The sequence below is a fragment of the Bacillus sp. 103mf genome (genome assembly GCF_900116295.1).
Lineage (GTDB): Bacteria > Bacillota > Bacilli > Bacillales > Bacillaceae_G > Bacillus_A > Bacillus_A bruguierae.
This window is the reverse complement of sequence record NZ_FPAF01000001.1, coordinates 105,796-119,471: the sequence shown is the minus strand read 5'-3', so window position 1 is coordinate 119,471 and position 13,676 is coordinate 105,796. Positions and strand designations below refer to the sequence as shown.

At 35.1% G+C, this 13,676-nt stretch carries 14 protein-coding genes and 1 pseudogene; 9 read left to right on the top strand and 6 right to left on the bottom strand.

The features are described from left to right. Positions 1–15: 15 nt before the first annotated feature. Positions 16–363, bottom strand: a pseudogene (locus BM350_RS27315) (IS3 family transposase); the annotation flags it as partial. Positions 364–807: 444 nt separating this feature from the next. Between BM350_RS27315 and BM350_RS00670 the strand changes: the two are divergent. After that, positions 808–2,127: an alkaline phosphatase gene (locus tag BM350_RS00670; protein WP_348272189.1), complete on the top strand. Its 1,320-nt coding sequence runs from the start codon at positions 808–810 to the stop codon at positions 2,125–2,127. Between the two features lie 122 nt (positions 2,128–2,249). Here the strand turns inward: BM350_RS00670 and BM350_RS00665 are convergent, their stop codons facing one another. Next, positions 2,250–2,558 (bottom strand): hypothetical protein, encoded by a 309-nt coding sequence (locus BM350_RS00665; RefSeq protein ID WP_175483364.1) that lies wholly within the window; start codon positions 2,556–2,558, stop codon positions 2,250–2,252. 274 nt (positions 2,559–2,832) lie between these two features. On the opposite strand from BM350_RS00665, the gene BM350_RS26665 reads away from it, so the two are divergent. Together BM350_RS26665 and BM350_RS00660 are read left to right on the top strand one after the other, a co-directional pair. Beyond that, the gene (locus BM350_RS26665) at positions 2,833–2,997 is read left to right on the top strand and encodes an HAD hydrolase-like protein (protein WP_170857629.1); all 165 of its coding nucleotides are present in this window, start codon (positions 2,833–2,835) and stop codon (positions 2,995–2,997) included. A 39-nt stretch (positions 2,998–3,036) separates the two neighbouring features. Continuing rightward, the gene (locus BM350_RS00660) at positions 3,037–3,420 is read left to right on the top strand and encodes an HAD-IA family hydrolase (RefSeq protein ID WP_170857628.1); all 384 of its coding nucleotides are present in this window, start codon (positions 3,037–3,039) and stop codon (positions 3,418–3,420) included. A 19-nt stretch (positions 3,421–3,439) separates the two neighbouring features. Here BM350_RS00660 and BM350_RS00655 read toward each other — a convergent pair whose 3' ends face one another. Next, positions 3,440–4,648 (bottom strand): alanyl-tRNA editing protein, encoded by a 1,209-nt coding sequence (locus BM350_RS00655; protein ID WP_170857627.1) that lies wholly within the window; start codon positions 4,646–4,648, stop codon positions 3,440–3,442. 340 nt (positions 4,649–4,988) lie between these two features. Between BM350_RS00655 and BM350_RS00650 the strand changes: the two genes are divergently transcribed. Further along, positions 4,989–5,381, top strand: coding sequence for a hypothetical protein (locus tag BM350_RS00650; protein ID WP_090913227.1), 393 nt, complete (start codon positions 4,989–4,991; stop codon positions 5,379–5,381). Positions 5,382–5,463: 82 nt separating this feature from the next. Continuing rightward, on the top strand, positions 5,464–6,702 hold the full coding sequence (locus BM350_RS00645; RefSeq protein ID WP_090913689.1) for an MDR family MFS transporter: 1,239 nt from the start codon (positions 5,464–5,466) through the stop codon (positions 6,700–6,702). A 128-nt stretch (positions 6,703–6,830) separates the two neighbouring features. On the opposite strand, the gene BM350_RS00640 is transcribed toward BM350_RS00645, so the two are convergent. After that, a complete protein-coding gene (locus BM350_RS00640) occupies positions 6,831–7,214 on the bottom strand; it encodes an Hsp20/alpha crystallin family protein (protein ID WP_090913229.1) in 384 nt (127 codons plus the stop codon). Positions 7,215–7,362: 148 nt separating this feature from the next. Beyond that, positions 7,363–7,509: a small acid-soluble spore protein P gene (locus tag BM350_RS00635; protein ID WP_020063100.1), complete on the bottom strand. Its 147-nt coding sequence runs from the start codon at positions 7,507–7,509 to the stop codon at positions 7,363–7,365. 208 nt (positions 7,510–7,717) lie between these two features. On the opposite strand from BM350_RS00635, the gene BM350_RS00630 reads away from it, so the two are divergent. Beyond that, positions 7,718–7,981: a hypothetical protein gene (locus BM350_RS00630; RefSeq protein WP_090913231.1), complete on the top strand. Its 264-nt coding sequence runs from the start codon at positions 7,718–7,720 to the stop codon at positions 7,979–7,981. A gap of 49 nt (positions 7,982–8,030) precedes the next feature. Then, a complete protein-coding gene (locus BM350_RS00625; protein ID WP_090913233.1) occupies positions 8,031–8,756 on the top strand; it encodes a polysaccharide deacetylase family protein in 726 nt (241 codons plus the stop codon). Positions 8,757–8,790: 34 nt separating this feature from the next. Here BM350_RS00625 and sspO read toward each other — a convergent pair whose 3' ends face one another. After that, a complete protein-coding gene (gene sspO / locus BM350_RS00620; RefSeq protein ID WP_020063103.1) occupies positions 8,791–8,940 on the bottom strand; it encodes a small acid-soluble spore protein O in 150 nt (49 codons plus the stop codon). A 282-nt stretch (positions 8,941–9,222) separates the two neighbouring features. Between sspO and acnA the strand changes: the two genes are divergently transcribed. Together acnA and BM350_RS00605 are read left to right on the top strand one after the other, a co-directional pair. Next, entirely contained in the window at positions 9,223–11,946 is a 2,724-nt protein-coding gene (gene acnA, locus BM350_RS00615; protein WP_090913234.1) for an aconitate hydratase AcnA, read from the top strand. An 807-nt stretch (positions 11,947–12,753) separates the two neighbouring features. Continuing rightward, positions 12,754–13,596, top strand: a complete 843-nt coding sequence (locus BM350_RS00605; protein ID WP_090913236.1) for a nucleotidyltransferase — start codon at positions 12,754–12,756, stop codon at positions 13,594–13,596. Positions 13,597–13,676: the final 80 nt, after the last annotated feature.

Below are 13,676 nucleotides of genomic sequence, written 5' to 3'. Positions count from 1 at the left end.
TGCTTGTCAAAAAGACTAAACTACCTGTTCTCTAAATTTTTTAGGGGACAGGTAATTTAAATTCTCTTGAATTAGCATACAATTGTAGTAATGAATGTATGCTAGTACACTCTTTCGCACGACTATGTTAGATACTCTTGTTATTTTTGGTGAATAAAAAGCTTTACTTTTCAAATGTTTTAAGAAATCTTCTATTACGGTGTTATTATACAAATTTCCTTTTTATGATGTGCTTGTAATCATTCTGTTGTTTTTTGAGACTTGAAATGCTTTCGCTATATAAATATTTCCTTGATTAGAATAAAGAAGAACACCTTATACCTTTTTTGTTTGTTTCAACGTTGCTATTGTTACCAATTCACTCAGATGTTAATTCGTTATATGCGTATATTAGAATTATGTTTGTTTTTTATTTTAATTCCTTTCCAGTTTATTTTTCCTGGATAATGGACCTTTCTCATCCCCCATTACTGGAGGTACTCCACTCACATAAGTAAGTATTTTTTATTTGTTTATATAAATAAATGTTTCTCTCTTATAAGAATTGTAAAAGAAATAAGCTCTACTAAAGGAATTATTATAAGGGTACTTCGAGATAAGATTAAGTAAGAATAAAACTTTCTCAATATATAAAAAGCCAAAATTAGGTGAGAGTTATTCATATTTACAATAGCATATTCTATACTATGAATTGTAATACGAATCTACTAAACAAGAGGGCAAGTATGAAGAGAATGAAATATTTATACTTAATGAAGCTATTTATTAGATCAATAATCAATTGATTTATATTTAATTGGAGGAGAGATGATGTTTAAAAAAGTAGCAACAATTGTATTGGGAGTTAGCCTATTATTTTCAGGAGTTTATTTTCATTTTGATAAAAAAGTATCTGCAAAAAATGGAAATGTAAATAAGAAAGTTAAAAATGTAATCTTTTTAATCCCGGATGGTTTTTCAGCAGGTTATGCGAGCAGTTACTATTGGTATAAAGGTTCAGGTTTAGTGATGGATCAAATACTTGTTGGAATGATTCGTACACATCCTGCAAATCAGCAAGTGACTGATTCGGCAGCAGCAGGAACAGCAATGGCAACGGGAGTAAAAACTAATAATGATATGGTAAGTGTTTCGCCTCAAGGAGAGAAATTAAAAACAATTCTTGAAGCTTCTAAAGAAGCAGGGAAATCAACGGGATTAGTTGCAACAGCAAGTATTACTGATGCTACCCCGGCAACTTTTGCTTCTCATGTAGTTTCTCGTGCTAAAGAAGTGGATATTGCAACTCAAATAGTAGATAACAATGTTGATATACTCTTAGGGGGAGGAAAACAATTTTTTCTTCCTGTAACAGAAGGGGGAAAGCAACCAACAAGAAATTTAATTGCTGAGGCACAAAAAAAAGGATATCAATTAATAGATACGCATGAACAGCTTGTTAAAGCTAAAACAAAAGGGAAAATATTAGGTTTATTCGCTAATGAAGCAATGTCACCTGAATTAGATCGGGAAAACACCAATCAGCCAAGCCTTGAAGATATGACAACATTAGCTCTGAATACGTTAAAAAAAGATGAAAATGGATTTTTTCTTATGGTGGAAGGTAGTCAAATAGATGATGCGGGTCATGAGCATGATGCTGCAAAAGCTATGAAAGAAGTTGAGGCATTCGAAAAAGCAGTAAAAGTTTCTCTTGATTATGCAAAAAAAGATGGAGAAACTTTGGTTGTTATAGCGGGAGATCATGATACTGGAGGGCTATCAATTGGGAGAGGAAGCGTCTTTGCTACACATGTTGAAATCTTGCGTAATGTAAATGCTTCAGGGGATTTTATGACCAAGCAAATCAATAATGAAAAAAGTAACATACAAGAAGTGTTAAAACAGTATGCAAATATTGATTTAAATGATCAAGAAATAAAAAGAATTAAGGAATCGGCAGATATGAAACCGACTATTAATGATATCATTAGTGAACATGCAGTAATAGGGTGGACAACTATTGGGCATACAGGTGTTAATAATCCCGTATATGCATTTGGTCCGAATTTTGAATGGTTTAGAGGGTTACATGATAATACAGACCTTCCAAAATTAATTGCAAAAGCATCTGGAATTAAGCTTTAAAATTCGGAAATATGTTTACTATCCATATTTCCCCTTTTTGTATTAGTAGGTATAACAATAACTACTAATACAAAAAGATGGGATGGCGATGTTGTCATGCCCCTTTTAGTTGTTTTATAGAGTTATTTTAGAAAGTCATATGCCATATCTACCACACAAATACATGCTAGCACAAAACCGAACAGTGTTTCAATCATTTCACTCCTTTCAATTTTAGATAAGTCTCCAAATACTGATACTGTCCCTACACATTGACCATCTACATTCGTTATAAAAGTAATTGGAAATATATCTGCGTATGTTTCCTTAAAAAAATCGACAACTTCTTCATATGTTTTTTTACTACTAGTTGGTATAACAAATTTTTTGTAAACCATTTTAGTAACATCTTCTATATGCTCTGGCCGATTTACTAATAAATCAATGTCCATAAATACCTCTCCTTTTTTTAATTCTTACTATTGTCTTTGTGTTAAATATCAATTACCAAATATTCTATATAATCATTATAAACGATATAGAAAAAACGACACTAAATCTCTTAGTATCCATTTTATTTTGAACAACTTTATTATTCGTGAACAAAAACCAAAAAAGTGAACTTAATTATCCTAAATAAATTTGGCGAGAAAAATTTCATCTTGGGGGTACTTTAAAATCTTAAGTTGATGGGCATGGACTTTATACATCCTAAGGAGAGTGCGTATGAATGTAAATATATTGTGGGATTTTGATGGTACCTTAGTAGATAGTTATTGTGTATTTATACGTATGTTTAAAAGAGTTGTAGAAGAAAATATACATGAAGATGAAATTATGAACCATTTAAAGATTTTATTTACACATGTAGTAAAATACTATGGATTATGACAACAACAAATTGATCAAATATTAGAAATGGAAAGGTCTTTGCATCCATCAGAATATCAACTGTTTCCTAGAATAGAAGGAGTATTACAAAGAGCGAATTGCAATTGCATTGTAACGCATAATTCGAGGCAGGAAGTACTGCGGATCTTAGAGTATTATGGGTGGTTACACTACTTTTCTGAAATTATTGGATGGGAAGATGGATTTCCTAAAAAGCCGAATCCGGAAGCATATATCCATATGCAAAAGAAACACTCTATTAATTTTGTCGTGGGAGATCGTGAGTTAGACATTATACCAGCTACAAAACTAGGAATCACAACATGTGCTTTTCAAAACGAGATAATTCAAGACGCAGATTATTATATTGATTCTTATCATCAGTTACTTCATATTCTGAAAGAGAAGAGTCTTCACATATAAAAGAAACACAAGAAGCTATTTATGCTTCTTGTGTTTCTTCTTGTATATGAATAAGGTGCGATAAAAATACTTCGCCTGTAACAGTTGCTTTACCGCCGCCGCGTGCGCTTTTTGGATTTCCGCCACCTTTTCCTTCTATAAGGGGAAGGGCTGCTTTTAAAAGGATATTCATATTTAGCTTAACGGCTGGACCACATGCACAAATGCATTGTAAGTTTTCGCCGTTTTGTGTAACAAAATATGTAATGGCATATTCATCTTTTTCTGTAAGGATAGCTGCTAATTTTGCAAGTTCCTGCATAGAACGATCTGTAAAATTAACACCAATTTGTTTCCCAAATGAAGTTTTTTCTGCTTGCTGTAACAATTCATTTGCCTCTACAAGAATGAGTTTTTCGTTGACTGCTTGCAACGCTTTCTCAGTTTCCTTTTGAGTAGAAAGGAGCTGCTTTATTTTGCTTGGGATATCGTTTTCTTTACTATGTAATTGTTGCGTGGCATCTTTTACGAGGGATTGATTGCGCTTCATCAGTTCAATTGCACGCCAGCCGCAAACGAATGTAAGGCGAATGTTTCCTTTATGACGCTCCCAATTGATGATTTGAACTGGGCCGACTTCACCAGTTTGTTTTGGATGTGTACCGCCACATCCGTTATAATCAAGATCTTCAATAATAACAACACGAATATTTTCTGTTACGGTTGGTTCCTTGCGCAAAGGAAGTTGCTTTGCTTCTTCTAAATTTACCCACTGAACTGTAATTGGCCGATTTTCAAATACAATTTGATTAGCAAGATAAGCAGCTTCTTCAGCTGTTTCTAAAGAAAGGTCAGAAGTTTCTAAATCAATTGTTACGATTTCTCTTCCTAAGTGAAAACCGATTGTTGGAATGTTGAAGTGATCCCAAAATATAGCGGACAAAATATGTTGCCCAGCATGTTGCTGCATATGATCGAAACGACGTTTCCAAGAAACATGTCCCGTTACTTCATCTGCATGTATCTCTTCAGTAATGTAATGACGAATTTCTCCATCTATTTCTTCTACATTTATAACAGGAATTTGATTTAAATACCCTGTATCATGTGGCTGACCACCGCCCGTTGGATAAAACGCTGTTTGTGTTAATACAACATAGACTTTGTCGTCTTTGTCACGTATTTGTTTTGTGATTTGAGCTGTAAATGTTTGTAAATATGAATCTGCATAAAATAATTTGTGATTCACAATCTTACTCCTTTCAAACTTAGCTATATAAATACAAATTAAAAAATCGACCTAAAAACACTCTTTCTTTTTAGGTGAGCGAGAGCATCTGGCCATGCATAGAAGCGGTCAGGGCCTTTTTTTCTGCCACAGGCAAGGTTTAAAACAAAAGGAGAAAGCAAGTAGCAGTCCTTTTGTATTCTACATAGCAGCGAGTTATATGTGGAAAAATTAAAATGGACAAATATAGTTCTATTGTAAAACAATACGTATAATTTTCCTAATATTTCATAAGAAAAATTCTCCTTTTTGGAATTTTCTTGCTATAATGAGAAAAAGGAACATAACGGGGGTGGATGATATGTTGTATGAAAATGGCGTACGCAAACTGATTCATCTAAACACAAGTATTTCTGAACTATACCGAGAATTGCATGAAATGACCCGTCATTTAAAAGAATGTAACCGTGAAAGTGTAACATTTGATCGATTATATGTGAAAGAATTATTTTGGAAAAAAGAAGATATAGTTTCTATGTATGATCAGCTCCTAATTCAACTTTGTATTAATGAATGTTTTGATATGAAAAGTTTCATTTCTGGGGAATATGCTTATACACATGAAGAAGTAGAGAACTGTGTAGCAGAATTTAATAATAAACATAATGTGAATATTACAGTAGAGGAAGTATTAAAAGAATTACAGTTTACATATGGTATTGATATGGAGCTGAAACGAACAGCTCGTGTTTAAGAAAACGAAAATTATGTTTTCAAAGGAAGCTGCTTTTCAGCTTTCTTTTTCTTTGCATTTAGATATAGAGAAGGTGAAAGAGATGAAGGAGAAGTTAAGGAACATTCATCCAATCGGGATGAATATCATTATTGGAACATTATTTGCAAGATTTGCAACATCGATGAGCATTCCATTTTTAGCAATTTACTTGACGACTGCAAAAGGAATATCAGCTGGAGTTGCAGGAGCTATTATTGGAACGAGCGCATTAGTTGGTGTATTCGCAAGTTTTATTGGCGGAAATTTATCAGATCGTTATGGGCGAAAGAAGATTATGTTAGCCTCTATTTTTGTTTGGATTCTTGTCTTCATTGGATTTGGATTTGCGGAGCATGTTGTTGCATTTTTCCTGCTAAATGCACTAAATGGGATGTGCCGTTCATTTTTTGAACCAACGTCCCGTGCTTTATTATCCGATTTAACAAAGCCAGAGCATCGCTTAATGGTGTTTAACTTGCGCTATGGTGCGATTAATGTCGGATTTGCAATCGGACCGCTTATTGGTCTTCAGCTTGGCAGTGCAAAATCAACAATGCCATTTTTTATAACAGCTGTTGTGTATGTTCTATATGCAATTGTGCTTGTAGTACAGTTTCGAAAGTATCATATTGAAGAAGGAAAAAAAGAAGAGAAAAAGGCAGCTACTTTTATAGATTCTTTGCACATTATAAGAAAAGACATTGTCTTTTTAGTTGCGTTAATTGGAATTATTATTAGTACAGCAGGATATGCGCAATTTTCATCAACGCTTTCTCAATATTTCGCGAACTCCCATGTATTTGAAAATGGAGTGACGTTGTTTTCTTACGCATTAACATTAAATGCAGTTACTGTCGTTATCGTCCAGTATCCAATCGTGCAAGCTTGTAAAAGGTATACACCGCTTGTATCAATTATGATCGGTACACTACTTGTTAGTGCGGGATTATGTGGATTTGGATTTGCAGGGTCAATGTGGGCTGTTTTCGTTTGTACAATCATATTTACAATTGGAGAAGTACTAATGTTTTCCATGACAGATGTGTTTATTGATCAAATTGCAGCTTCAAATTTAAAGGGAACTTATTTCGGTGCGATGGGGTTCTCTGGAATTGGTGCTGTTATTGGACCATGGTTTGGAGGAGCTCTGTTAGATTATTACGGTTATCAGAGTGGTTTTGTGATTTTTACAATTTTGGCGACTCTTTCAATGTTTGCATTTCCGATTCTTTTATTAACAAGAAGTTTGCTTCGTAAAAGAACGATAGAAGAAAACATGAGCAGTACAAATGTAATGTGAGTTTACATGTAGGAATAAGGTTTTGAAAGAAAAAGGTGGATGAATGTAGTCAGCCACCTTTTTTTCGTATACATTATTTTAGTTAAAGAAAGGGTATTTCTTATATTACTTGGAAAATTTGTATACGATTATTTTGTAAGGAGAACGGTTCGTTCTGTTAATTGCGCTGCTTCTGTTTTAGAAATGTGAATGGCAAGAAGGCCATTTTCAAGATAGGCTAACATTTTTTTATATATAATATTGGCTGGTAAGAAAATCATATGCTGCAATGCAGAATTATTACTAGATACACTAATTTGTAGGCCTGTCTCCATCTTTTTAATAAGAATATTTTGCTCAACTACGTTCGGGATATCAGCTTCTAAAATATATTCTTGTTCTGTTTCAAAAAGGTCAACGTGAATATCGTTTGGAGAGGGGGAGTTTGCGTATAAATCGGAGCAAAATTGATTCATCCATTCTTCAAAGCCATCAACATGAAAAAGGCAGTCTTTTTTCTTTTTCTTGCCCATTGTAAGAAAACCTCCGTAAAAGTTCATTCATAATACGATATTCACTTTGAAAATAGAGGTGAAAAGGAAAGAGGAAATGTGCTTAAAAAAGAAGAGGAGATAATATAAATATATGATAAATAGACAGTGCACATGCACTGTCTATTTTTTACATGTCGTGGTGAGCATGGTTTTTTTGGCGTGAATGCTTACGGTTTTTTACTTTGTGTGATCCGCTTAATGGTTCTGGTTGTCCTCCAGAAACTTGTCCTTGCGGTGAATTTTTACGAATGGATTTGCTGTTGTTTTTTTCCATTTATAATACCCCTCTTTTTATTAAGCTCCAGTGATGAATTGGATAAACGGTAGAGCTTGATTAGCGAAACGAATCAGCTGAGAAAGAGCACTTCAGCTTAAAGTTTCGCTTTATATTAGGATGAGAGAACTTCATAAATTTATACGAGAATGTTTTTTGAGAAAAAGGTAAAAGATAATGGAGAGTAAAGACAGAAAGGGGAATGATTATGCCGTACCACAAGGATAAACAACAAGCATTTCAAGCTGCGCAGCAAGGAACGGAAGATGCAGAAAATTTATATCAAAACATTGTGAAAAACGATCCAAATTATGCCCAGGACTTAAAACATTTACGTCAAGAAGTGCAAGAAGCATATGAACAAATCCAAAATGCATTAGAAGTCGCTTCTGAAACGCAGCGAACGCAATTACAGCAATATGAGCAAGAGTTGCAACATATTATGCAAAATGTGGAGGAAGCACGTGATTAATAGGTTGTTGAGTGTCCTCAGCAGCCTTTTCACATAAAAAGGGATAATAATGATTAAAAAAACGAACCGCATTATAATCAGTTGTCTAATCATAGTGTTAAGCTTGATGGGAATTGAAAAAGTTGATGCAAAAATGTTAATGAGAAAAGAGTTAGAGCCAACTGGCTATGTAACATGGGAAGTACCAACGAATGAAAAAATAATAGCAATTACTTTCGATGATGGTCCGGATCCTACATATACACCGCAAATTTTAAAAACATTACGCGAATACCACGCTGAAGCAACCTTCTTTATGATTGGCTTCAGAATTCAGCGTAATCCATATTTAATCGAACAAGTATTAAAAGATGGTCATGAAATTGGGAATCATACAATGAACCATTTGTATGCACGCAGTGCAACAGGCCAAAAGCTTGAAAATGATATTCTAGAGGGAAAAAAATATTTGGAAAAGTGGGTAGAGAAACCACTCCTTTTCCGTCCGCCTGGTGGTTATATTAATGAATCGGTGTTTAAAACAGCGACAGAAGCAGGATATCAAATCGTATTATGGTCTTGGCATCAAGACCCAAAGGATTGGTCTAATCCTGGAAAAGATAAAATTGTAAAGCATGTTCTAAACAATGCAAGAAGTGGTGATATTGTTTTACTGCATGATGGCGGAACCGATAGAAGCCAAACTGTTGAAGCATTAAAAGAAATTTTGCCAGCGTTACAAAAACAAGGATATCGATTTGTGAAAGTATCAGAGTTATTAAAGTACAAGCATTAAAAAATCCCAAAAGATTATCTTTTGGGATTTTGAATTATTGATTCTTTTTACGTTTTTTATTGTTTTGGCGTTGTGCAGGTGTTAATGGCTCATTCGAAAATTCCTCATTGTATCCTGTACCTTGTCCTTGTGCAGAGGCGGCATTCATTCCAGGAATGACATGATTTGCTTTACGTTTTCCCATTACTATTCCCCCTAATTGGCTATAAGAACTTGAATTGTTCCACTTATTTATAAAGTAAAATATCTTTTAAAAAGAAGTTTCACTTTACAGGAATAGTATCTGTTAACGAGAAAATTATTATACAACAACGAAGGTATAAAGAAAACTTATGGGAAACTATAAGTTTCTTATTATTTACTTATCCATTAAGTTGTAATAATATATTATCGTAAGGTATTGAAAAATTTGTCTACATTTTATATTCAGACAATTTTAGTCACGTTTAACAGGGGGGTAACCATAATGGTAAAACACAATCCATTTCACGCTCGCGCAACATTTGAAGTAGATGGAAACACGTATCATTATTATAATTTGAAAGCGCTTGAAAATGCAGGGGTAGGTAATGTTTCTAAGTTACCTTATTCAATTAAAGTATTACTTGAATCAGTACTTCGTCAAGTTGATGGCCGCGTTATTAAAGAAGAACATGTTGAAAATTTAGCGAAGTGGGGAACGAAAGATATTCAAGATATCGATGTACCGTTTAAACCATCTCGCGTTATTTTACAAGACTTCACAGGAGTTCCAGCTGTTGTTGACTTAGCTTCTCTTCGTAAAGCAATGGCAGATATGGGCGGAGATCCTGATAAAATCAATCCAGAAATTACAGTTGATCTTGTTATTGACCACTCTGTACAGGTTGATAGAGCAGGTACAGCAGATGCGCTTCAATTTAACATGGACTTAGAGTTTAAACGTAATGAAGAACGTTATAAATTCTTAAGCTGGGCACAAAAATCATTTGATAACTACCGTGCAGTTCCACCAGCAACAGGTATCGTTCACCAAGTAAACCTTGAATATTTAGCACCAGTTGTTCATGCAGTGAAAAATGCTGAAGGTGAACTTGTTGCATACCCAGATTCATTAGTAGGAACGGATTCTCATACAACGATGATTAACGGTATCGGTGTTCTTGGATGGGGCGTTGGCGGTATTGAGGCAGAAGCTGGAATGCTTGGACAGCCTTCATACTTCCCAGTACCAGAAGTAATCGGTGTGAAATTAACGGGTACACTTCCAAGTGGTACAACAGCAACAGACGTTGCATTAAAAGTAACACAAGTATTACGTCAAAAAGGCGTAGTTGGAAAATTTGTTGAATTCTTCGGTAGCGGTTTACAAAGCATGCCATTAGCTGACCGTGCAACAATTTCTAACATGGCACCAGAGTACGGCGCAACTTGTGGATTCTTCCCAATCGATGATATTTCATTAGATTACTTACGTTTAACAGGAAGAAGCGAAGAACAAATTCGCATCGTTGAAGAATATTGTAAAGCAAACGGCTTATTCTATACAGCGGATAGTCAAGATCCAATTTATACAGATCTTGTTGAAATTGATTTAAATACAATCGAGTCTAACCTTTCTGGTCCGAAACGTCCACAAGACTTAATTCCTCTTTCTAACATGAGAGATGATTTCCGTAAAGCTGTTGTGGCACCAGTTGGTAACCAAGGGTTTGGCTTCACAGAACAAGAATTTGATAAAGAAGTGAAAGTAGTATTACAAGATGAAGAAGTAACGATGAAAACAGGTGCAATTGCAATTGCTGCGATTACAAGCTGTACAAATACATCTAACCCATATGTATTAATTGGTGCAGGTTTAGTTGCGAAAAAAGCAATTGAAAAAGGCCTGAAGGTACCTGGTTATGTAAAAACATCATTAGCACCAGGATCTAAAGTTGTTACTGAATACCTAGATAAGTCTGGATTAACAACTTATTTAGATCAATTAGGTTTCCAAACAGTAGGTTATGGTTGTACAACTTGTATCGGTAACTCTGGTCCATTAGCACTAGAATTAGAAGAATCAATTGCTGCAAATGACTTATTAGTAACATCAGTATTATCTGGTAACCGTAACTTTGAAGGTCGTATTCATCCGCTTGTAAAAGCAAACTACTTAGCATCACCACCGCTTGTAGTTGCATACGCACTTGCTGGTACAGTAGATATCGACTTGAAAAATGATGCAATCGGTAACGATGCAAACGGCAACCCAATTTACTTTAACGACATCTGGCCAACAGCGGCAGAAATCGAAGAAGTAGTACAGAACGTAGTAACATCTGAACTATTTAAGAAAGAGTATGCACAAGTATTTAACAGCAATGAACGTTGGAATGAAATCCAAACTTCAAACGAAGCGTTATATACTTGGGATAATGACTCAACATATATCCAAAACCCACCGTTCTTTGAAGGATTATCTAAAGAGCCAGGTGAAGTAGAAACACTTTCAGGACTGCGCGTAGTTGGTAAATTTGGTGATTCTGTAACAACAGATCATATTTCACCAGCAGGATCTATTGGTAAAAATACACCAGCAGGCCGTTACTTATTAGAAAATGGCGTACAGCCAGTTGACTTCAACTCTTACGGTTCTCGCCGTGGTAACCATGAAGTTATGATGCGTGGTACATTTGCGAACATCCGCATTAAAAACCAAATCGCACCTGGCACAGAAGGTGGATTCACAACGTACTGGCCAACAGGCGAAGTGACATCTATCTATGATGCAGCAATGAAATACAAACAAGACGGTACAGGTCTTCTTGTTATCGCTGGTAAAGACTACGGTATGGGAAGCTCACGTGACTGGGCTGCAAAAGGTACAAACCTATTAGGCATTAAAGCAGTTATCGCAGAAAGCTTCGAGCGTATCCACCGCAGTAACCTTGTATTAATGGGTGTATTACCACTGCAATTTAAAGATGGCGAAAGTGCAGAAACATTAGGTCTTACTGGTCAAGAATCATTTGAAATTCAAGTTGATAAAACAGTAAAACCACGCGACCTTGTAAAAGTAGTTGCGACTGACTCAGAAGGAAACAAAAAACAATTTGAAGTTGTAGCACGTTTCGACAGCGAAGTAGAAATCGACTACTACCGTCACGGCGGTATCTTACAAATGGTTCTTCGTGAGAAATTAGAAGAGTCTAAGGTTTCTAACTAAGTTTAGATGTCAATGATTTTAAATGAACAGTAGTTTAGTAGTTTCTAGATTAGTATAAATATTTACACTGTATGGAAATGGGAAGGTGACGAAAGTTATCTTCTCTTTTTTGTAATTACTCAACTACTTTATAAAAAAAGGCAGAAAAGCATTTTTTTTAGTGGGCGAGAGGGAGTGGAGATGCATAGGAGCGGTCAGGGCCTTTTCCTACCACGTGCAAGGTTTGAAAACAAAAGTAGACAATAAGAGCAGGCTCCTGCCCTTGTTTGCATGACAGCAGTCTATATACCAAAAAATGAATTTATCCCGCATTAACGAGCAGTAAGACCCCCACCTCAAGATGCAGAGAGGAACGTTGTCCAGCTCTAGCGGCTAGAATCTCCGGTCGTTTCGCCCCCTCGGACGAGGAAAAAAGCGCCTCTTTGCCGGGTGCTCCAACGTCCTGAGATTCTAAGCGAGCCGCTTCCGCTTTTCTTAAGAAGATAGGTGGGGGATAACTGCCAGTAAAGGCCTGATTGGACGGGCTTTCCATCAGTGAGAAAAGCGTCACTGATGGAAGCTTCACTTTATAAGTAATAGAGGGACACATCTTCACTAGAACCATACCCTTTTCTAAATTTCTAAAAGGTATAGCTGAGTAGTTCCCTTTTTTTATAATCGCGAATTCTGAATTTGGGCGGATAAAACTAACTTATAATGGGGGGAAGAAATATATCGGTGGTAATCATGCTTTTTAGTGATCAAAATTGGGTTGAATATAATAAAGAAATACAAATACATTTTTAAAATAGTAATAGGGGCGATAGAATGACTGTTATTCAAGATATCGGAAGTCTATGTATGGTAGATAAAGAGGGGCATATTATCAACCAGTCGGATAAGAAGAAAATCAATCCTATTTTTTTACCTGTAATACATGATGTGATTCATGCTTATTCTACCTATCTCAAAGATGATTTACATAGTGTATATATAAGAGGATCAATTCCAAAAGGGATAGGCATTGAAGGTGTGGCTGATTTAGATACAATAGCGGTTACAAAGCAACGCCCTACTGAAATACAGTTAAATTGGGTGAAAAAAATAGAACACAGGTTAAATCAAAAATATGATTGTGTAGATGGTATTGAACTAAGCTTCTATTCCATAGAAGATATTCTAAATTCTTCATCTTTTTCTATAATGAGTTTTATACTTAAAACCAATGGAATATGTGTATTTGGGGAGGATTTTATACCTCAATTACCAAAATATAAAGCTAACGAAGCTTTAGCAAATGACCATCTTATTCACTTAGAAGCTCAAATTAAAAATGCTTGTGATGACCTTCAAAATAATTGTGACATAGAGGATATTAAAGATTGTTGCAAGTGGATTATGAAAATTATAGTAAGAGCTGGACTTGCACTTGTTATAACGAAAGAAAACACATATACAAGAGATTTATATCCTGCTTATAAATTGTTTTTGAAATATTTCCCTGAAAAGGAACATGATATGAGAAAAGCACTTGAATATGCAATAACACCTATAATAGATACAAAAGTACTATTATTATTTTTAAATGAATTTGGAAAATGGATGGTTAGTGAAGCTGATAGATGGCTACAAGTCTACAATCCAAACAGGGAATGTTACATGAAGATATAGGTTAATTAGTAACTTTTGAGGACATGGATTGTAGAGTTAGAGATGAAAATATTTTTCTCAACTTTAAAATGTTTGAATTG

Bases quoted from the DNA above. Each gene is read 5' to 3' on its own strand.
- BM350_RS00670 (WP_348272189.1), top strand. From the start codon at position 808: ATGATGTTTAAAAAAGTAGCAACAATTGTATTGGGAGTTAGCCTATTA.
- BM350_RS00665 (WP_175483364.1), bottom strand. From the start codon at position 2,558: ATGGACATTGATTTATTAGTAAATCGGCCAGAGCATATAGAAGATGTT.
- BM350_RS26665 (WP_170857629.1), top strand. From the start codon at position 2,833: ATGAATGTAAATATATTGTGGGATTTTGATGGTACCTTAGTAGATAGT.
- BM350_RS00650 (WP_090913227.1), top strand. From the start codon at position 4,989: ATGTTGTATGAAAATGGCGTACGCAAACTGATTCATCTAAACACAAGT.
- BM350_RS00645 (WP_090913689.1), top strand. From the start codon at position 5,464: ATGAAGGAGAAGTTAAGGAACATTCATCCAATCGGGATGAATATCATT.
- BM350_RS00640 (WP_090913229.1), bottom strand. From the start codon at position 7,214: ATGGGCAAGAAAAAGAAAAAAGACTGCCTTTTTCATGTTGATGGCTTT.
- BM350_RS00635 (WP_020063100.1), bottom strand. From the start codon at position 7,509: ATGGAAAAAAACAACAGCAAATCCATTCGTAAAAATTCACCGCAAGGA.
- BM350_RS00630 (WP_090913231.1), top strand. From the start codon at position 7,718: ATGCCGTACCACAAGGATAAACAACAAGCATTTCAAGCTGCGCAGCAA.
- BM350_RS00625 (WP_090913233.1), top strand. From the start codon at position 8,031: ATGATTAAAAAAACGAACCGCATTATAATCAGTTGTCTAATCATAGTG.
- sspO (WP_020063103.1), bottom strand. From the start codon at position 8,940: ATGGGAAAACGTAAAGCAAATCATGTCATTCCTGGAATGAATGCCGCC.
- acnA (WP_090913234.1), top strand. From the start codon at position 9,223: ATGGTAAAACACAATCCATTTCACGCTCGCGCAACATTTGAAGTAGAT.
- BM350_RS00605 (WP_090913236.1), top strand. From the start codon at position 12,754: ATGACTGTTATTCAAGATATCGGAAGTCTATGTATGGTAGATAAAGAG.